The organism is Roseateles sp. GW821-FHT02E12 (assembly GCF_059421665.1).
In genome coordinates this window covers 246,389-264,353 of the sequence record NZ_JBWKVK010000004.1, presented here as the reverse complement: position 1 = coordinate 264,353, position 17,965 = coordinate 246,389, and the positions used below count along the sequence as shown (strand labels likewise).

At 70.2% G+C, this 17,965-nt stretch carries 14 protein-coding genes and 1 riboswitch; of the genes, 7 read left to right on the top strand and 7 right to left on the bottom strand.

The window, feature by feature from the left end:
• Positions 1 to 96 precede the first annotated feature (96 nt).
• Both kynU and kynA read left to right on the top strand, forming a co-directional pair.
• A complete protein-coding gene (gene kynU, locus AC07V5_RS24080; RefSeq protein WP_495118257.1) occupies positions 97 to 1,350 on the top strand; it encodes a kynureninase in 1,254 nt (417 codons plus the stop codon).
• Positions 1,347 to 2,180, top strand: a complete 834-nt coding sequence (kynA, locus tag AC07V5_RS24075; protein ID WP_495118791.1) for a tryptophan 2,3-dioxygenase — start codon at positions 1,347 to 1,349, stop codon at positions 2,178 to 2,180. Before kynU ends, kynA begins: the two co-directional genes overlap by 4 nt.
• Before the next feature lies 1 nt (position 2,181).
• Here kynA and AC07V5_RS24070 read toward each other — a convergent pair whose 3' ends face one another.
• Entirely contained in the window at positions 2,182 to 3,306 is a 1,125-nt protein-coding gene (locus AC07V5_RS24070; protein WP_495118256.1) for a PEP-CTERM sorting domain-containing protein, read from the bottom strand.
• Positions 3,307 to 3,730: 424 nt separating this feature from the next.
• On the opposite strand from AC07V5_RS24070, the gene AC07V5_RS24065 reads away from it, so the two are divergent.
• Genes AC07V5_RS24065 through AC07V5_RS24045 form a run of 5 tightly spaced genes read left to right on the top strand, consistent with a single transcriptional unit; the run spans position 3,731 to position 8,474 of the window.
• Complete coding sequence (locus tag AC07V5_RS24065) at positions 3,731 to 4,372, top strand: PEP-CTERM sorting domain-containing protein (RefSeq protein ID WP_495118255.1); 642 nt, start codon at positions 3,731 to 3,733, stop codon at positions 4,370 to 4,372.
• Between the two features lie 14 nt (positions 4,373 to 4,386).
• Complete coding sequence (locus AC07V5_RS24060; protein WP_495118254.1) at positions 4,387 to 4,962, top strand: sigma-70 family RNA polymerase sigma factor; 576 nt, start codon at positions 4,387 to 4,389, stop codon at positions 4,960 to 4,962.
• Entirely contained in the window at positions 4,959 to 5,696 is a 738-nt protein-coding gene (locus AC07V5_RS24055; RefSeq protein ID WP_495118253.1) for an anti-sigma factor, read from the top strand. Before AC07V5_RS24060 ends, AC07V5_RS24055 begins: the two co-directional genes overlap by 4 nt.
• A gap of 37 nt (positions 5,697 to 5,733) precedes the next feature.
• Entirely contained in the window at positions 5,734 to 7,551 is a 1,818-nt protein-coding gene (locus AC07V5_RS24050) for an aminopeptidase P family protein (protein ID WP_495118252.1), read from the top strand.
• On the top strand, positions 7,551 to 8,474 hold the full coding sequence (locus AC07V5_RS24045) for a DUF3616 domain-containing protein (protein WP_495118251.1): 924 nt from the start codon (positions 7,551 to 7,553) through the stop codon (positions 8,472 to 8,474). The genes AC07V5_RS24050 and AC07V5_RS24045 overlap by 1 nt, the downstream gene beginning before the upstream one ends.
• Here the strand turns inward: AC07V5_RS24045 and AC07V5_RS24040 are convergent.
• From AC07V5_RS24040 to AC07V5_RS24015, 6 genes are all read right to left on the bottom strand, one after another.
• A complete protein-coding gene (locus AC07V5_RS24040; protein ID WP_495118250.1) occupies positions 8,464 to 9,648 on the bottom strand; it encodes an MFS transporter in 1,185 nt (394 codons plus the stop codon). The genes AC07V5_RS24045 and AC07V5_RS24040 overlap by 11 nt on opposite strands.
• A gap of 13 nt (positions 9,649 to 9,661) precedes the next feature.
• A riboswitch (S-adenosyl-L-homocysteine riboswitch) is annotated at positions 9,662 to 9,736 on the bottom strand.
• A gap of 62 nt (positions 9,737 to 9,798) precedes the next feature.
• Positions 9,799 to 10,632, bottom strand: coding sequence for an efflux RND transporter periplasmic adaptor subunit (locus tag AC07V5_RS24035; protein ID WP_495118249.1), 834 nt, complete (start codon positions 10,630 to 10,632; stop codon positions 9,799 to 9,801).
• Positions 10,629 to 12,617: a preprotein translocase subunit SecA gene (locus AC07V5_RS24030; RefSeq protein WP_495118248.1), complete on the bottom strand. Its 1,989-nt coding sequence runs from the start codon at positions 12,615 to 12,617 to the stop codon at positions 10,629 to 10,631. Before AC07V5_RS24030 ends, AC07V5_RS24035 begins: the two co-directional genes overlap by 4 nt.
• Before the next feature lie 661 nt (positions 12,618 to 13,278).
• Positions 13,279 to 15,462: a PqqD family peptide modification chaperone gene (locus AC07V5_RS24025; protein ID WP_495118247.1), complete on the bottom strand. Its 2,184-nt coding sequence runs from the start codon at positions 15,460 to 15,462 to the stop codon at positions 13,279 to 13,281.
• Positions 15,450 to 17,291, bottom strand: a complete 1,842-nt coding sequence (locus tag AC07V5_RS24020; RefSeq protein WP_495118246.1) for a hypothetical protein — start codon at positions 17,289 to 17,291, stop codon at positions 15,450 to 15,452. Before AC07V5_RS24020 ends, AC07V5_RS24025 begins: the two co-directional genes overlap by 13 nt.
• A 57-nt stretch (positions 17,292 to 17,348) precedes the next feature.
• Positions 17,349 to 17,945, bottom strand: coding sequence for a PEP-CTERM sorting domain-containing protein (locus AC07V5_RS24015; protein ID WP_495118245.1), 597 nt, complete (start codon positions 17,943 to 17,945; stop codon positions 17,349 to 17,351).
• Between the last annotated feature and the right edge of the window lie 20 nt (positions 17,946 to 17,965).

Here is a 17,965-nt window from a genome sequence, read left to right as displayed (position 1 = left end):
CCTTGCCCAGGCGAATAGCCTGGGCTGCAGACTGCGCCTAGCCCTGCACCCTGTCGCCACCCAGCGTGGGGGCGATTCATACCTCAATAGGCCCTTATGAATCTCGACGATGCCAAGCGGCTCGATGCCGCCGACCCCCTGCGCTCGCTGCGCGAGCTGTTCACGCTGCCTGATGGCATCACCTACCTGGACGGCAATTCCCTCGGCGCCCTGCCCCGCGCCACGCCTGAGCGCATCCAGCGCGCGGTGGAGCAGGAATGGGGCCAGGGCCTGATCAAGAGCTGGAACACCGCCGGCTGGATCGACCTGCCGCGCCGCCTGGGCGACCGGCTGGCGCCCTGGCTGGGCGCGCGGCCGGGCGAGGTACTGGTGGCGGACTCGACCTCCGTCAACCTCTACAAGGTGCTGCACGCGGCGCTGCAGTTGCAGCAGGGCAAGCGCAAGATCGTCGTCAGCGAGCGCAGCAACTTCCCGACCGACAACTACATCGCGCAGAGCGTGGTGCGGGCGCATGGCGGCGAGCTGATCCTGACCGAGACGCCGGAAGACATTCCGCCGCTGCTGGACGAGCACTGCGCGGTGCTGATGCTGACGCACGTGAACTACCGCACCGGCCGCATGCACGACATGGCCCTGCTGACGCGCTGGGCCCACCAAGCCGGCGCGCTGGCCGTGTGGGACCTGGCGCACAGCGCCGGCGCAGTGCCCATCGACCTGCTGGGCAGCGCGGCGGACTTCGCCATCGGCTGCGGCTACAAGTACCTGAACGGCGGCCCCGGCGCGCCGGCCTTCGTGTGGATGCACCCGCGCCACGAGGGCCAGGTGTGGCAGCCGCTGACGGGCTGGCTGGGGCACGCCAACCCCTTCGACTTCGACAGCGAATACCAGCCCGCCCCGGGCATCCAGCAGTACCAGTGCGGCACGCCCGCCGTGCTGGCGATGACGGGCCTGGACACGGCACTGGACGTGTACGACGCCGCGCAGAAGCTCGGCGGCATCAAGGCGTTGCGCAACAAGTCGCTGGCGCTGACCGAGGCCTTCATCGGCGGCGTGGAGGCGCGCGTGCCTGGCGCCGTCATCGCCACGCCGCGCGATTCGGCGCTGCGCGGCTCGCAGGTGTCGTTCTCGCTGCCCCAGGGCATCGACGGCTACGCGGTGATGCAGGCGCTGATCCACCACGGCGTCATCGGCGACTTCCGCGCCGGCGACCCCGAGCTGCTGCGCTTCGGCTTTGCGCCGCTGTACAACGGCTTTGCCGACGTTGCTCGGGCCGTGGATGTGCTGGGCCAGATCCTCGACTCGCGCTCCTGGGATGCGCCCCAGTTCACCAGCCGCTCGAAAGTGACCTGACCGTGAGCACCACCGAACACCACGGCGCGCAGCTCGATTTCTCGCGCGACATGAGCTATGGGGACTATCTCCAGCTCGACGCCATCCTGAACGCCCAGAAGCCGCTCTCGCCCGACCACAACGAGATGCTCTTCATCGTGCAGCACCAGACCTCGGAGCTGTGGATGAAGCTGATGCTGCACGAGCTGCATGCCGCCGTGGCCAACGTGGCGGCGGACCGCCTGCCCGAGGCCTTCAAGATGCTGGCCCGGGTGTCGCGCATCATGGAGCAGCTGGTGCACGCCTGGGACGTGCTGGCCACGATGACGCCGCCGGAGTACAGCGCCATCCGGCCGTACCTGGCCAAGAGCAGCGGCTTCCAGAGCGCGCAGTACCGGCGCATCGAGTTCATGCTGGGCAACAAGAACGCGGCCATGCTCAAGCCGCACGAGCACCGGCCCGACCTGCTGGCCCAGGTGAAGGAAGCCTACGAGGCGCCGTCGCTGTACGACGAGGCGCTGAAGCTGATGGCCCGGCGCGGCATCCCCGTGCCGGCCGCCAACTTGCAGCGCGACTGGACCCAGCCCCACGTGGCCGACGAGGGCGTGAAGGAGGCCTGGCTGACCGTCTACCGCACGCCTCAGAACCACTGGGACCTGTACCAGATGGGCGAGGAGCTGGTGGACCTGGAGGACGCCTTCCGCCTCTGGCGCTTCCGCCATGTGACGACCGTGGAGCGCGTCATCGGCTTCAAGCGCGGCACGGGCGGCACGGGCGGCGTGAGCTACCTGCGCAAGATGCTGGACGTGGTGCTGTTCCCGGAGCTTTGGATGCTGCGCACCGAGCTGTAGGTCAGGCCGCGCGGCGGCGCCACAGCCCCAGCGAAGCCAGCCCTGCCAGCAGCAGCAGCACCTGCGACGGCTCGGGCACGGAGGCCACGAGCGGCGTCATGCTGCCGTTGAACTGGCCGTCGGCCACGAAAGTCAGGCCGGTGACGAAGTTCAGCGCCACGGGGTTGAGCCCCGCCGAGGCTTCGATGCCGGTCACGCGGAACTGCGACACGCCGCCCGCCGCGAAGCTGAACGAGTCGCCGCCCGTCAGCTCCTGGCCGGCATCCACCCACTGCGTGCCATCCCACAGCCACAGCGCGTACTTGTCGTCGCCCACGCCGGTGGGCAGCATCACCGAGGCGAAGTTGGGGTCGCCGGCCTTCGTGCGGTAGTCGAAACCGACGGCCACGATGGGGTCGATGAAGATCTGCTGCCCGGCCTGCACGGGTACCCCGGAGAACTGGTAGACCGGCACCTGGTTGGCGTAGTTCGCCATCGGCAAGTACAGCGGCCCCGGCAGCGCCGTATTGCTCAGCGTGAAATCCAGGAACGTGCGGGACTGGCTGAGCACCTGGGCGAAGCCCGTGGCCGGTGCATTCGTGCGGGTGTCCTGCAACTGGATTTCAAGGGCGTAGTGATGCCCGAGCACGAAGCTGGCGCCGGCCAGGAAATGCGAATCGCCGGGCGCAATCGTCAGCGAGGTCGTGCTGCCTGCCAGGGCTCTGTTGCTGTAGATGATGGCTGCTGTGCCCAGGCCGCCGACGCCGACGTTGCCCCGGAAGTCGGTCAGGTCGCGCACGTTGATGCTGACCGAGTCGACGCTCGCGCTGCCGCTCAGGCTGGGCAGGGCCCAGGTGAAGGTGGGGGCGATGCCGCTGGCGGTCAGCGCCGTTCCGCCCGCGAAGCCGACCACCTGCGCCCCCGTCAGCGTGGGCGTCGTGGCCGTCGTGACGTTGCCGCCGTTGCTCATGCTGAGGGTCCATGCGCCATCGGCCAAGGCCGCGGAGCCCGCGTAGAACCAGTGGTTGGACGTCTGGTCGGCCGCCGAGAAGCTCAGGTTCAACACCTGGGCGCCCTGCGTCGCGGTGCCCGAGGTGCCCTGGGCGTTGGCGAGGTTTTGCGGCCCGCAAGGGTTGCCAACCAACACCACGCAGGTTGAACCCAGTTGCTGGCGCAACCCGGGGCCTAGCCCTGCGGAATTCGGCGACACGTTGTCCAGCAATTGGTAGGGGCTGAGGACAGTCAGGGGCGCGGCTGCAGCGAGACCTGAACAGACACAAGCCAGGCTCGCCAACAGCCGGCTGATTCCACCGTTCGACACCAACGAACCTTTGGACATAGCGAACCCTCCCGAGTGCGAATCGAACGAGATCACTCTATGGGCGCCTACCGCCGCCGGCATCAGCAATGCTGAGGAGGCATGTAGAGCCGCCAACGGCCCGTCACGCACGGACCCGTGAGGCACCAATCCCCCACAGCGCGTAGGGGATTCCACATCCAAAGTCCGCGCACCTCCGTTCCTGCCGGCTGAGACACATGTCGTGCCTCGCATGCAACGAACTGGAGATCCCATGAAGCTCATCGCCCGCACCCTGCTGGCCCTCGGCGTGGCCGCCACCGCCCAAGCCCACGCCGCCGACAACCTGTTCAACACGGCGCCCTTCGCCGGCTCCGCAGCCGACCCGGCCGACGGCGTGCGCACCGTGTTTGCGGGCCAGCAACGCAGCCTGGCCACGTTCGACACCAGCAGCGACCGATTCGTGTTCGACCTCAGCAAGTTCAACGCGGGTGGCTCGCTGAGCTTTGCCAGCGCCAGCCTGGCCACACCGGCACCGGCAGGCAGCAACGTCATCGTGCTGCTGGAGACGGACAACGACGCCAACCCGGCCACGGCCTTCGGCGCCGGCAACGCGGCCAACCTGATCGCCAACATGGTGACGACGGACGGCGCCGGCTTCTTCATCTATTCCAACAGCGCGCTGGGCGTGAACCGGCTGGTCTATTCGAGCAACCTCAACCTCGCCACGGCCGACCTGTCGGTCCTCGCCCGCATCGAGAGCCCGAGTGCCGCCGCCGCCCCGGGCGCGCTGGCTGGCTTCAACGCCGGCAACTTCGCCGTCGCCGCCGTGCCGGAACCCAGCAGCTACGCGCTGATGCTGGCCGGCCTGGCTGCCGTGGGAGGGTTGGCCCGCCGTCGCGGCCTGCAGAAGTAGTCGAAACTGGCGCGATGCCCGCCACGTCCACCGCCACCGACCGCCTGGCCTTCTGGCTCGGCCAGGTGGCGCTGGGCGACCAGCCCGCCTTCGAGCAGCTCTACCAGGCCACCAGCGCGCATCTGCTGGGCGTGGCGATGCTGGTGCTGCGGCGCCGCGAGCGCGCGGAAGAAGTGCTGCAGGAGGCCTTCGTCAACATCTGGCACAACGCCGGCGGCTACGCGCAGACCGGCGCGTCACCCATGAGCTGGCTCATCACCATCGTGCGCAACAAGGCGCTGGACCATCTGCGCAGCAGCCGCCAGGCCGACACGCACGAGCCGCTGGACGAGCACGAAGCGCTGGCCAGCGACCGCCCCGACCCGCTGGCGCTGCTGACCCAGGCCAGCGGCGAGCTGGGCTTGCGCGCCTGCCTGGACAGCCTGGACGCGCCGCTGCGCCAGTCCCTCGCCCTGGCCTATTACGAAGGCCAGACGCACGACGAGGTGGCCCGCCACCTGGGCGCGCCGCTGGGCACCGTCAAGACCTGGCTGCGGCGCGGCCTGGAGCGGCTGCGCGCCTGCCTGGACGGACTGGGGCACCGCGCATGAACTATCTGCGCCCCGAGCTGCTCGACAGGTTGGCCGCCGCCCACGCGCTGGGCACGCTGAGCCCGCGCGCGGCGCGCCGCTTCGAGGCCGTGCTGCGCAGCGCACACGAGGCCCGCGCGGCCCTGACGGCCTGGCAGGAGCGCCTCAACCAGTTGGCCGTCAGCGTGCCGGCCGTGCAGCCCAGCCCCATCGTCTGGCAGGCCATCCAGAAACGTATCGCGCCAGCGTCGCAGCGCCGCAGACAGCCTTGGTGGTGGCCGCTGCTGGGCACGGCCTTCGGCGTGGTGATGGCCGTGGGCGTCGTGCGCCAGCAGCCGGAGTGGGTAGGCATCACGCCCACGTCCACCGAAGCCGTGGCGCCGGCCTATGTCGGCATCCTGACCAACGCGGCCAACGAGCCGGTGGTGCTGGCCTCGTCGCTGCGCCAGGGCCGCGTGCTGACGCTGAAGATGCTCAAGCCCGTGACGCCGCCCGAAGGCCAGGTGGCGCGGCTGTGGGCCCTGCCGGCCGACGGCAGCCCGCCGTTTGCGCTGGGCCTGGTGCCCGCCGGCAACAAGGCCAAGCTGGCGCTGAGCGACACCAGCGAGGCCTTGTTCGCCAAGGTCGGCCGCCTGGCCGTCAGCTTCGAGCCCGCCGGCGGTGGCAGCCAGCCCGGCGGCCCGTTCGTGCTGAGCGGGCACTGCGTCAAGGTCTGGGAGCCCGTCCCGCCGCCGGCCAAACCGGCCGGCTCCTAAAATCCCGCCACCGTTCCAGCCCACAAGGTCCGCCACCATGGACACCCGCACCCACGAAACCCGCCTGCGCATCGAGCGCCTGCGCGACGCCATGACCACCCAGGGCGTGCACGCCGTGCTCGTACCCTCCAGCGACCCGCACCTCTCCGAATACCTGCCCGGCCGCTGGCAGGGCCGGGAATGGCTGTCGGGCTTCACCGGCTCCGTCGGCAGCCTCGTCGTCACGCGCGAGGGCGCAGCGCTGTTTGCCGACAGCCGCTACTGGGCCCAGGCCGAGGCGCAGATCGCCGGCAGCGGCATCGCGCTGGAGAAGATGGCCACCGGCGCGTCCACGCAGTACATCGACTGGATTGCCAAGACCCTGCAGCCCGGCCAGGTGCTGGCCGTGGATGGCCAGGTGCTGGGCCTGTCGCTCGCGAACGCGCTGCGCGCCGCGATGCAACGTGCCGGGATCAAGCTGCGCACCGACGCTGACCTGCTGAAAGCAGCCTGGGATGGCCGCCCCGGCCTGCCCACCGAGCCCGTCTACGAGCACCAGTTGCCCCACGCCGCCGTGGCGCGCGCCGACAAGCTGGCCCGCGTACGCAAGGCGATGGCCAGCGTGGGCGCCAGCCACCATCTCGTGTCCACCGTGGACGACGTTGCCTGGCTGCTGAACCTGCGCGGCAGCGACGTGGAGTGCAACCCCGTCTTCATCGCCCACCTGCTGCTGGATGACAAGGCGGGCCGCCTCTTCATCGGCGACGGCAAGGTGCCGGCCGACGTGGCTGAGCGCCTGGCTGCCGACGGCGTCCAGCTCGCGCCGTACGACCAGGCCGCCAAGGCACTGGCCGCCCTGCCCCCCACGGCCAAGCTGCTGATCGACCCGCGCCGCGTGACGCTGGGCCTGCGCGAAGCCGTGCCGGCCACGGTGGCCGTCGTCGAGCAGATCAACCCGAGCACGCTGCTGAAGAGCCGCAAGACCGAGGCTGAGGCGGCCTTCATCCGCGAAGCCATGGCCGAGGACGGTGCGGCGATGTGCGAGTTCTATGCCGAGTTCGAGGCGTCGCTGGCCCGCGGCGAGCGCTGGAGCGAGCTGGATGTCGACACCAAGCTCAGTGCCGCGCGCCGCAAGCGCCCGGGCTTTGTCGGCCTCTCGTTCAGCACCATTGCCGGCTGGATGGCCAACGGCGCCCTGCCCCACTACCGCGCCACGCCCGAATCGTTCTCTCAGATCGAGGGCGACGGCCTGCTGCTGATCGACTCCGGCGGCCAGTACCACGGCGGCACGACGGACATCACGCGCGTCTGGCCCATCGGCACCGTGAGCGCCGAGCAAAAGCGCGACTACACGCTGGTGCTCAAGGGCACGCTGGCCTTGTCGCGCACGCGCTTCCCGCGCGGCACGCTCAGCCCCATGCTGGACGCCATTGCCCGCGCACCGCTGTGGGAGCACGGCCTGGACTACGGCCACGGCACCGGCCACGGCGTGGGCTATTTCCTGAACGTGCACGAAGGCCCGCAGAGCATCAGCAAGGCGATTGCCGAGCCGGCCATGGCGATGGAGCCCGGCATGATCACGTCCATCGAGCCGGGCCTGTACCGGCCGGGGCTGTGGGGCGTGCGCATCGAGAACCTCGTCATGAACGTGGCCATCGACACGCCAGAGAACAACGCCTTCGGCGAGATGCTGGCCTTCGAGACGCTGACGATCTGCCCCATCGCCACGAGCTGCATCGACAAGAGCCTGCTGCGCGCCGATGAGATTGCGTGGCTGAACGGCTATCACGCCACCGTGCGCGAGCGGTTGGCGCCCAAGGTGAGCGGCGCGGCCCTGGCCTGGCTGCTGGAACGCACCGAGCCGCTGGCCGCCTGATGCGGGCCCTAGCCGCGCTGCTGCTCTGTGCGGTTGGCGCGGCCGGAGCGCAGACGCGCTACGAAGGCCTGTGCGACGCCTCGGCCGCCGTCGCCCTGGATGCGCAGCACTTCATCGTTGCGGATGACGAGCACAACCGGCTGACCATCTACAGGCGGGGCGAGACCGGCCGGGTTGGCCAGGTTGATCTCGACAAATTCCTGAAGGCCGACAAGGAGGCCGACCTCGAAGGCGCGGCCCAGGTGGGCAACCGCATCTACTGGATCGGCTCGCATGCGCGCAACAGCGCCGGCAAGGTGCGCGAGGACCGCCAGCGCTTCTTCGCCACCGAGATCCGCGGCACGACCGTCGAGCCCGTTGGCAAGCCCTACGCCGGCCTGCTGGCCGACCTGCTGGCCACGCCGGCGCTCGGCCACCTGAAGCTGGCCGACGCCGCCGGCCGGGCGGCCGAGGCGGATGGCGGCTTCAACATCGAAGGCCTGGCCGCCGCGCCCGACGGCAACCTGCTGATCGGCCTGCGCAACCCCATCCCGCAGGGCAAGGCCATCCTCATCCCGCTGCTGAACCCGGTCGAGCTGATAGCCGGCAAAGGCCCGGCCCGCTTCGGCGCGGCCCTCCGCCTGGACCTGGGTGGCCGCGGCGTGCGCTCCATCGACCGCGTGGGCACCGGCTACCTGATCGCTGCCGGCCCACCGGCCGACGCGGGCGGCTTCGCCCTCTACCGCTGGAGCGGCAAGGTGGGCGATGCGCCCAAGCCAGTCGCCGTCGACCTGGGCACACTGCGCCCCGAGGCGCTGTTCGCCTGGCCCGACGGACAGCTGACGCTGCTCAGCGACGACGGCGGCGTCATGGTGGGCAAGAAGGCCTGCAAGGATGCCGACAAGGCCAAGCGCAGCTTCCGGGCAATGGACGTCAGGCCTTGACGGGATAACGCCACACCAGCGCCGCGCTGGCCAGCAGCATCAGCAGCACGCCGCCGAACAGCGGTGCCGCGCTGTCGGCATGACCCATGAAGGGCGCCACGACCTGCGTGCCCAAGGCGCCGGCGCCCAGCAGGGCCAGGATCAGCATGGCGGTGGCCCGGCCCATCTGAGCGGGCGGCAGGGCGAGTGCGTCGCCAAAGGTGACGGGCCCGCGGATGGCCAGCGCGCCGCAGAAGCAGAACCAGAAGGCCACCACGGCGGGGTAAGGAAGCTGGCCCAACGCGAGCGATGCGACGAGCGCGAGCGAACAGGCCACCACCTGCAAGGCGCTGCCCAGCCGCACCACCCGCGCATGGCCCAGCCGCGCGGCGAGCCGGCCCGACTGCGTCGCGAACAGCATGAAGGCGCTGACGCCGATGACCTGCTGCATGGCGAAGGCGCCCGAGCCCAGGCCCAGCGTGTGCTGCAGCAGCTGGGGCGAACTGGCCAGGAAGGTCAGCAAGGCGCCGATGCACAGCGCATGTGACAGCGCCAGGCGCAGGAAGCGCGGGTTGCGCGCGATGCCCAGATAGCTGGCGTGGTGAGCCATGTCCAGCCCGGGCAGCCGGCGCGGCGCGATCTTGACCACCCAGGGCAGCACGACCAGCGCCAGCACCATCAGCACCCAGAACGTGCCGCGCCAGTCCGTCACGCGCAGCAGCAGCGCACCAACGACCGGCGCAGCCGCCGGCACGATGGACTCGACCATCGCGATCGCGGCAATGCCGCGCACAACGTCCGCATCGGCCAGCGTGGCCCGCACGACGCTGGGCGCCACGATGGTGGCCGCCGCAGCTGCCACGCCCTGCAGCAGGCGCAGCACCAGCAGCGTCTCGATGTTGGGCGCCAGCGCGCAGCCCAGGCTGGTCAGTGCCAGCAGCGCCAGGCCCACCTCCATGCACAGGCGCGGGCCGAGGCGATTCAACAGCTCGCCCCACAGCAACTGGGCGCCGGCCAGCCCGGCGAGGTAGACGGCCACGGTGGCCTGGGCGAGCGGCACGCTGATGCCCAGCGCCGACTGCAGCGCCGGCACGGCAGGCAGATAGAGATCCAACGCGGCCATGCTGACGCCGGTGACGAAGGCCAACGGCAGGATGGTGCGTATGGATGCGGAGGATGCGGGGGCGGAATGCAAAAGGGCCTCTTCTTCACAGAGGGCGCCCTTGTCCTGTCGTCAGCACCGAGCGTGGCGGAGATCCTCCGTCGCAGCACCCCTCGGCGTGACGGCGCCGTCGAGCGGCGCGAGACCGGATTCTAAGGAACGGTCAAAGCCGCAGTGACTCGCTCAGAGAAAGCGCACCTTGCAGCGCACGCCGGCCGGGATGTCGCCGTTCGGGTTGGGCAGCTCCAGCCGCACGCCGAACGAGCCGCTGGCCGAGTCCATGACGCCGTCGACGACCTTGATCTGTGCCTTCCACTGCCCCTTGAGCGGTGCCTCCGGTGTGATCTCGGCCGTGCGCCCGGCCTTGAGCTGGCCCACCAGCGACACGGGCAGCACGACCTCGACACGCAGTGGATTGGTCTGCGCCATCTTCAGGATGGGGCGCGAGCCCTCGCCGGTGAAGGCCAGCTCGCCGGGGTTCTGGAGCCGGTCGGTGACGACGCCATTGAACGGCGCGCGCAGGGCCCGCTGCTTCATGACGGCGCCCAGGCGCTGGGCTTCGATGCCGGCCAGGCGGCGGTTGTCCACGGCCAGCGCCAGTTCGGCCTCGGCCACGCGCAGTTCGGCCTGAGCTTCGTCGCGGTCCTGGGCGGTGATGTAGTTCTGCTCACGCAGGTCCTCGCGGCGGCGGAACTTCTCGCGAGCGTAGTCGGCGCGGGCGCGGGCCACGCGCAGCTCGGCCTCGGATTCGGCGCGCTGCTGCGCACCGGCCAGGGCTTCGCGCTCGACGCTGCCGTCCAGCAGCACCAGCGTGTCGCCAGCGCGCACCTGGCTGCCGCGCTCCACCAGCACCTTGTCGATGAGGGCATTGGCGGGGCTGCGGATCTCGATGCGCTGGTTGGGTTCGATGAGGCAGTCGTAGCCCGCTGGCGCGGCAGGAGCGACGGGAGCGGAAGCAGGCTTGGGCGCCTGCGCGAGCGCGGCCGAGGACAACAGCAGAAGAGGCAGGGCTTTCATATCTGGTTTCCGGCGAATCCAAGCAGGTTGTCGAGTTGGCGGTCGGCCTTGAGCGTGCGGCGGCGCATGGCGGCGTGCAGGCGGCCGGCATGGCCTTGCGCCGTGCGGCGCAGCAGCTCCAGCGCCCAGGTGGGGAGTTCGTCGCGGCCGGTGAAGAGCCGGCCTAGCAGCGCCTGCAGCGTGGCGGCATGGGCCGTGAAGATCTCGTCGTCGAGCGCCACGATGGCCAGCGCCACGCCGGGGTCGCCCTGGCGCGCGCCGCGGCCGACGAGCTGGCGGTCGATGCGGGCCGAGTCGTGGAACTCCGTCAGCAACACGGCCAGGCCGCCCTTGGCCGTCACGCTGGGCTCGAGGTGGATGTCGGTGCCGCGCCCGGCCATGTTGGTGGCCACCGTCACGGCACCGGGCTCGCCGGCGGTGGAGACGATGTCGGCCTCCTCCTTGTCCTGGCGCGCGTTCAGCACGCGGTGGACCTGGCGCGGGCCGAGTTCTTCGGACAACGCGACCGAGGCTCGCACCGAACGCGTGCCAACCAGCACAGGCCGGCCGCAGGCGAGCTGCCCGCCGATGGCTTCGCGCACGGCCGTCCACTTGGCGGCCTGCGTGCGCAGCAGGCGGGCCGGGAGCGTGACGCGCTGGTCGGGCTTGTGCGTGGGCAGCCGAACGACGTCCAGGCGGTAGACGGTGTTCAGCTCGGGTGCCACCTCCGCGGCCGTGCCCGTCATGCCGGCCAGGCGCAGGTAGCGGCAGAAGAAGCGCTGGAAGGTGATGCGGGCCAGGGTGCGTGCGGGCTCCGTCAGGTCGAGTGCCTCCTTGGCTTCGATCATCTGATGCAGGCCGCCTTCCCAACTGCGGCCCTCCAGCACGCGGCCGGTGTACTCGTCGACGATCTGCACGGCGCCGTCGATGACGACGTAGTGCTGGTCACGATGGAAGAGATGCAGCGCGCGCAGCGCCTGGCCAACGAGGTGTTCGCGCCCGCGAGCCACGCCCCAGATGCCGCCCATGCCTTCAGTGGCCTCGCGCACCGCAGGCAGGCCGGCGGCTTCGAAGTGCAGGCTGTGGCGGGCGGCGTCGATGCCGAAGTGCTCACCGAGCTTCAGCGTCGCAGCGATCTTCAGCGCCTGCTGGTAGTCCGTCGCGTCGGGCGGGTCGCCCTGGCGCTCGGACAGGATCAGCGGCGTGCGGGCTTCGTCGATGAGGATGGAATCGGCCTCGTCGACGATGGCGAAGTGCAGGCCGCGCAGCAGCAGCGGCTGGGGCAGGCGCCCGTGCAGCTGGCGTGCCTGCATCTGCGCCGGGCTGACGCGGCCACCGGCGGCGACGCGGTCGCGCAGGTAGTCGAACACCAGGCTCTGGTTGGTGCAGTAGGTGATGGGCCGCTGGTAGGCCTCGCGCTTGGCCTCGTGTTCCAGGCTTGCCCAGACGACACCGGCAGTGAGGCCGAAGAAGTTGAACAGCGGCTGCATCAGTTCGCAGTCGCGGCGGGCGAGGTAGTCGTTGACGGTGACGACGTGGGTTGGGAGTCCTGCAGCGCCGGCGATGGCGGCGGCGAGCCCGGCGGTGAGGGTCTTGCCTTCACCCGTCTGCATCTCGGCCAGGCGGCCTTCGAGCAGGACGGCGGCGCCCATGAGTTGGGTGTCGAAGGGGCGTTTGTCGAGGCTTCGGCGGGCGCCCTCGCGGACGAGGGCCATGACCTCGGCAAGACCTGAGGCGCGGCCGGCTTGGACGGCGGCGGGGGCTGACTTGAAGAGGCGGCGGCGGAGTTCTGTGTCCGTCTGTTGCTGGATCTCGGCTTCGAGGTCGCCGGCGGCTTTGGCCATCGCTCGGAGGGTGGGGACGGCGGGGATGAGGCGGCGCTTGAGGCGCCACAGGATGCCGCGGGCGAAGCGGTCGTGGAGGGGCTCGTCGATGTCCCGGCGCTCGGGGAAGATGCCGTGGGCGAGGGATTCGCCGATGTCGAGGGGGAGCGTGGCGGCGGTCATGGTTGCCGCCTTTGGAACTCAGTGAGACACGCCTCGGTACTCTTGCGTCTTGCCGAGTGTGGTGCCGGGAGTCCGCCCCGGCGGGCGGGTAACTTTCTTCTGCGGGGCCAGAAGAAAGTCACCAAAGAAGAGGCCCTGAACCGCACCTCAGCATCACTCGCGCTCACTGCGCATGCCAACGAACGCTCGTCGTGTGGGCAGACGCGAACCGCTGCGCTCTCGCTGCTGTCCCTATCGCCACTGTCACTCATCGCACCTTCAGGCCGCCTAACGCGCGGCTGCACGCCGGGCTCACCAGAAATGCGAAGAGCGTCGCTCGGGCGACGCGACCCGTGCGCAGCATCCATCTGGCGTCGCCCCAGCGACGCGGTATTCCCGGTATTCCCTGGTGAGTCCGGCGTGCAGCCGACGTTAGGCGGCGTGCAGTGGCCCTCACGGTGCTCGTCATAAGGACAGCAGCGAGAGCGAAGCGGGTCGCGTCTGGGCGCAATGTCGGTGGGTGTTTTCGCGCGACGCTCTAGGCGTCGTCGCGATCGTGTGCGGTTCAGCGCCTCTTCTTTGGTGACTTTCTTCTGGCGCCGCAGAAGAAAGTTACCGCGCTGCCGGGCGCGGCACCCGGCACCACATTCGGCAAGACACAGGAGTACCGAGGCGTGTCTCGTCATAGCTGAAAGTGCGACAAGAACAACCGCCGCAGACCATCCCAAACCCGCACCGCCACCGGCTGCGACTCATGCTCCAACCGCACCAAAACGCGCGCACCGATCTGCCGATACGGCATCTCCTGCCCCAGCTGCAGCTCATGCTCGAACAGCGTCTGCAGCGCCTGCAACCCCTTGGGATCATGCGGATCCAACGGAATATCCCCACCCGCCGCCGTCCCCAACGCTGGGCTCGGTAGCTCACGAGCCGCCGCCGGCACGCTCCGAGTCAACCGGGCGTCGTAGCTGACGCTGGGCTGCTGCGGCAGCCTCACCTCGAAGCCTCTCACCGCCGCGCTCTGCCACTGCGGCAGCACGAGGCGCACGCGCGCCGGGCCGGCTGTGTCGATGTGGCCCAGCACCTCGCCGCGCTTGAGGAAGCGGCCTGGCAGGTCATCCGGCCGCGTCAGCAGCAGCACACCGGAAACCTCGGCCCGCACGATGAGTTTGGCAGCCTCGCCTTCCAACGAAGCCAGCGCCGCCTGTTCGCGCTTCACCTCCTCGGCCAGCAGCGCCGCCCGTGCCGGCGCGATGCCAATGACGCCGAAGGCCGCGTCGTGCTTGGCCTGGGCCAGCTCGAGCCGGCCGCGCTGCTCGCCCACGCGGGCGTCCAGCGCCGGGTCGACGAGTTCGGCCACCGGCTGGCCTTCCAGCACCACCGTGCCCGGCCGCACCAGCAGCCTGGAGAAGAAGCCCCCGCCCTGCGCGCGCAGCACCGCGTTGTCGCTGGGCCAGACTACCCCGGTTGCCACCGAGTGATGAGGCATGGGGATGACGAAGAGCAGCAGAGCGATCACCGCGCCCGACACCCACAGCACGCGGCGCACGCGGCCGGACTGCGGCTCCAGCGCCGGGTCGCCCGCCAGCTTCTTCAGGCCGCGCACCCAGGGCAGGATGACGCTGGCGACGATGCCCCAGGCGGCGATCAGCACGCCGATGAAAAAGTAGCGGCTCGCGATGAAGACCGCGATGCTGAACATGACGAAGAGGCGATACGCCAGCGCCAGCGGCGCGTAGACGAGGAACCAGCGGCGCTCGCCCGGTGTGCTCAGCGGCGGCTCGGCCTGGTGCTGGCCGAACAGGTGGTAGCGCAGCAGCCAGCCCCAGTAGTCGGTGGCGCGCTGGCCGAGGTTGGGGCTCTCGATGGCGTCCGCAAAGATGTAGTAACCGTCGTAGCGCAGCAGCGGGTTGGCGTTGAACATCAGCGTCGTCATGCTGGCCAGCACGATGACGTTGAAGGCCAGCGACCGCACGAAGCCCGGCTCCAGCGCCAGCCACAGGTAGAAGGCGATGGCCCCGATGAAGAGCTCGGTCAGCATGCCCGCCGCGCCCACCAGCATGCGCGGCCAGCGGCTCTCGAAGGCCGCCGAGCTGCTGGCGTCTACGTACGGCACGGGGAAGAAGACGAGCAGCATGACGCCCATCTCGTGCACCTCGCCGCCAAAGCGCTTGGCGGCCAGGCCGTGGCCGATCTCGTGTGCGGCTTTCAGCAGCGGGAAGAGGATGGCCAGCAGCAGCAGGTTGTCTACCGCCAGCAGGCGCTCGTTGATGTTGCCGGTCAACTCGCCCCAGTGGCTGGGCGCCAGCAGCACGGCGGGCAGCACGACGGCCAGCCACAGCGCGACGCCCACCCAGCCCTTCAGCGGGCCGGCTGAGGCGATGACGCGGCCGAGCCAGGCATCGGGGTCCACCAGCGGGAAGCGCAGCGACACCGGGTTGGCAAAGCGCTGCAGCAGCTTGGAGCGCCGCTGCTTGCCGCCGCGCTCGAAGAGTTCGGCCACGTCGGGCGTCACGTCGCACTGGATCAGGTCAGCTGCATACAGCTGGCCGAAGAGCTGCACCAGTTCGTCCTGGCTGGGCGTGTGCTCGTCCATCGCGGCACTCAGCCGGTCCCAGACCTGCTGCAGCGTGCGCTCTCCGTCCAGCAGGCCGATGACGCGGTAGCTGCTGGGGTTGAAGCGGTGGTATTTGCCGGCAACGCGGTCCTCGACGACGTACCAGATCTCGCCGCGGTAGACATGGCGGTGGATGCGCACATGGCCGCGCAGCCGTGGCTTCAGCGTGGCGACGCGGTACCAGTTGGCGGAGAACAGCGCGTCGCCAAGTGGCCGGTCCGGCCGCGGGGGTGGGGTTACGGCGTCCATTGCCACAGCGCCAGACGGAGCCAGTCCGTGAAGCGGTGCGTCCACACCCACAGCAGGCTGCGTTCGCCCACCACCACCTTGGCCACGCCCTCCATGTTCGGCTTGAGCTTGACGCCTTCCTGGCCCACCAGCTCGGCCTCGGCCCGGAAGTAGTTGCGGCCCTCCTCGACGACCGAGACCGGCGTGACGGACTTCAGCTTGAAGTGCCAGCGCTGGCCGGGCGCGCCGGTCAACACCAGCTCGCCGCCCTGCCCTGGCTGCATGCGCGCGATATCGCGTTCGTCGATCTTGAGCATCACTCGCCAGCTCGCCAGCGGCGCCAGCTCGAACAGCGTCTTGCCCATCTCCAGCGGCGCACCGAGCTGTTGCGACAAATCGCCCTTGACGACGATGGCGTCGAACGGCGCGGCCAGCTCCACGCGCGACAGCTTGGACAGCGTCAGGTCCAGCTGCGCGCGGGCCTGGTTGGCCTGGGCGGCGGACAGGCGCTGGTTGACGCGGTCGGACAGCGACATGGCCTCGCGCTCCTTGCGCTGCGCCATCTCCAGCTCCGTTTCCCAGCGCACTTTTTCGAGCTGCAGGTCGCGGTCGTCCATGCGGGCGAGCACTTGGCCGGCCTTGACGGTATCGCCGGCACGGGCCGGCGCGTCGCGCAGGAAGCCATCGAAAGGCACGACCGCCGCACGCTGCACGGCACCCTCGACGATGGCCGGCGCCGACACGCGGTGATCGACCGGCACGAGGGCGGCAATCAACACCAGCAGCGCCAGCACGCCGGCACCGAGCTTGATGCCGGGGTGGGAGGCATCCGTCAGCCGCGCGGAGGCATGGCGCAGGCTGCGGCGGGCGTGGTGGGCCAGGCCTTCGTCGCGCGCGTGCTTGTGCTCCAGCACGGGCGCCAGCACGCCAGCCAGCAGCTCCATGCCCTTGAGTTCGGCTGGTTGAAAGACCGTGTTGCGCTCGAACAGCAGCACCGCGAACGGCGGCGCGGCGCCGATGGCCAGCGGTTGGGACGCGAGGGCCAGGCTGCCGGAGTCGGCGGCGTAGCGGCCGTGGGCCATGCGCAGCGTGTTCAGGTCCGGGGCCTCGCTGGCTTCGGGCCAGACGACGGGGCTGCGCTGGTCGAAGGCCTCGGTCATCGCGGCGCGGGCCAGGGCGGTGAGGTTGGCGCGTTCGTCGAACCAGGCAGAGTGCGACACAGCCGCCGTCTCCAGCTTGGGGCCATCGGCCAGCGCAAGCTGGACCTGATGGCAGCCGAAGCGCGCGGCCAGCTTGTTGACGAGGGTGAGGCCGGCCTGGCGGAAGTCGGGTTCGGCCAGGGCCGCTAGCGACACCTCGAACAGGAAGGCCGATTCATCCAACCGTTGGCGGGCCTGCCCCAGCTCGCGCTGGGCGAACAGGTCGGCCATCCAGCCGGCGCCCCAGTGCGTGAGGCGGGCCGTGAGCCGCGTGGCCTCGGGCGTGGCGTCCAGCAACTCCAGCACGACGGCGCCGTGCAGGGCCTCGCCGGCAGCCAGCGGGTAGGCGAGCTGCACCGGGTGGCCGGCATGCTCGCGGCGCACGCCCTGGCGGGTGCCCAGGCATTCGCGGGCGATGTCGGCCAGGCGTTGCAGCTCGGTGCCCTCGGGCCAGGCGGCGGCGGGCACGTAGGAGCCACCAGCGTCCTGCAGCAGCAGCAGGCCCACCTGCACGCCGGGCACCAGGCTGCACAGCACGGCCAGCCAGGCCCGGCACAGCGCCTCGGCGGAGCTGGCCTCGGCGAGCGAGGCCCAGGCGGCGTCTGCGCCCAGCGAAGGGGTCGTCGAGGGGATGTCGTGGCGGGCGTTCATCGGCATCAGCTCAGGTTGCCCGCCGCCCTGCCCGTTGGGAGCGGCGGATGCACGGGCTCAACGGAACTTGCGTCGCGCCAGCAGACCCAACACGGCGATGCCGGCAGCCAGCATCGCTGCAGGGCTGGGCTCGGGCACGGCGGTCACGGTGATGGTCGCGTCGAACGAGGTGTTGGCCGGCAGCGGGAAGGGCTCGGCCAGCACGCTGGGGTCGGTCAGTTCGACGAAGAACTGCACCGTCTGCGCGCCCACCAGCAGGCCCGTGAAGCTGAGCTGGATCGTCGACGGGCCGGCGGGCAGGCTGAACGGCGCCACCAGCGCGCCCACGGCAACGCCGAGGTGGTGGTCGTCGCTGCTGACTTCGCTGATGTCGGTGTAGAGCGCTGCAAAGCTGGCCAGGCTGCCACCAAACGCCTGGGCCGAGCTGGTGTCGACGGAGAGCGCACCGGTGCCCCAGTCGGCCGTCAACGTCAGCCCGAGCAGGGCGATGGGATCGGAGACATCGAGCGTCAGCGTCAGCGTGGTGCTGCCGCCCTGGACGACGCTGGCGGACGTCGCGCTGCCCGTGACGGTGACGGCCTGGGCCGGCAAGGCCAGGCACAGGGCCGCTGCAAACGCCAGTGGCGCGAGCAGGTGTCGAGTGGATGTCTTCATGGTGTGCCCCTCAGAGGTTT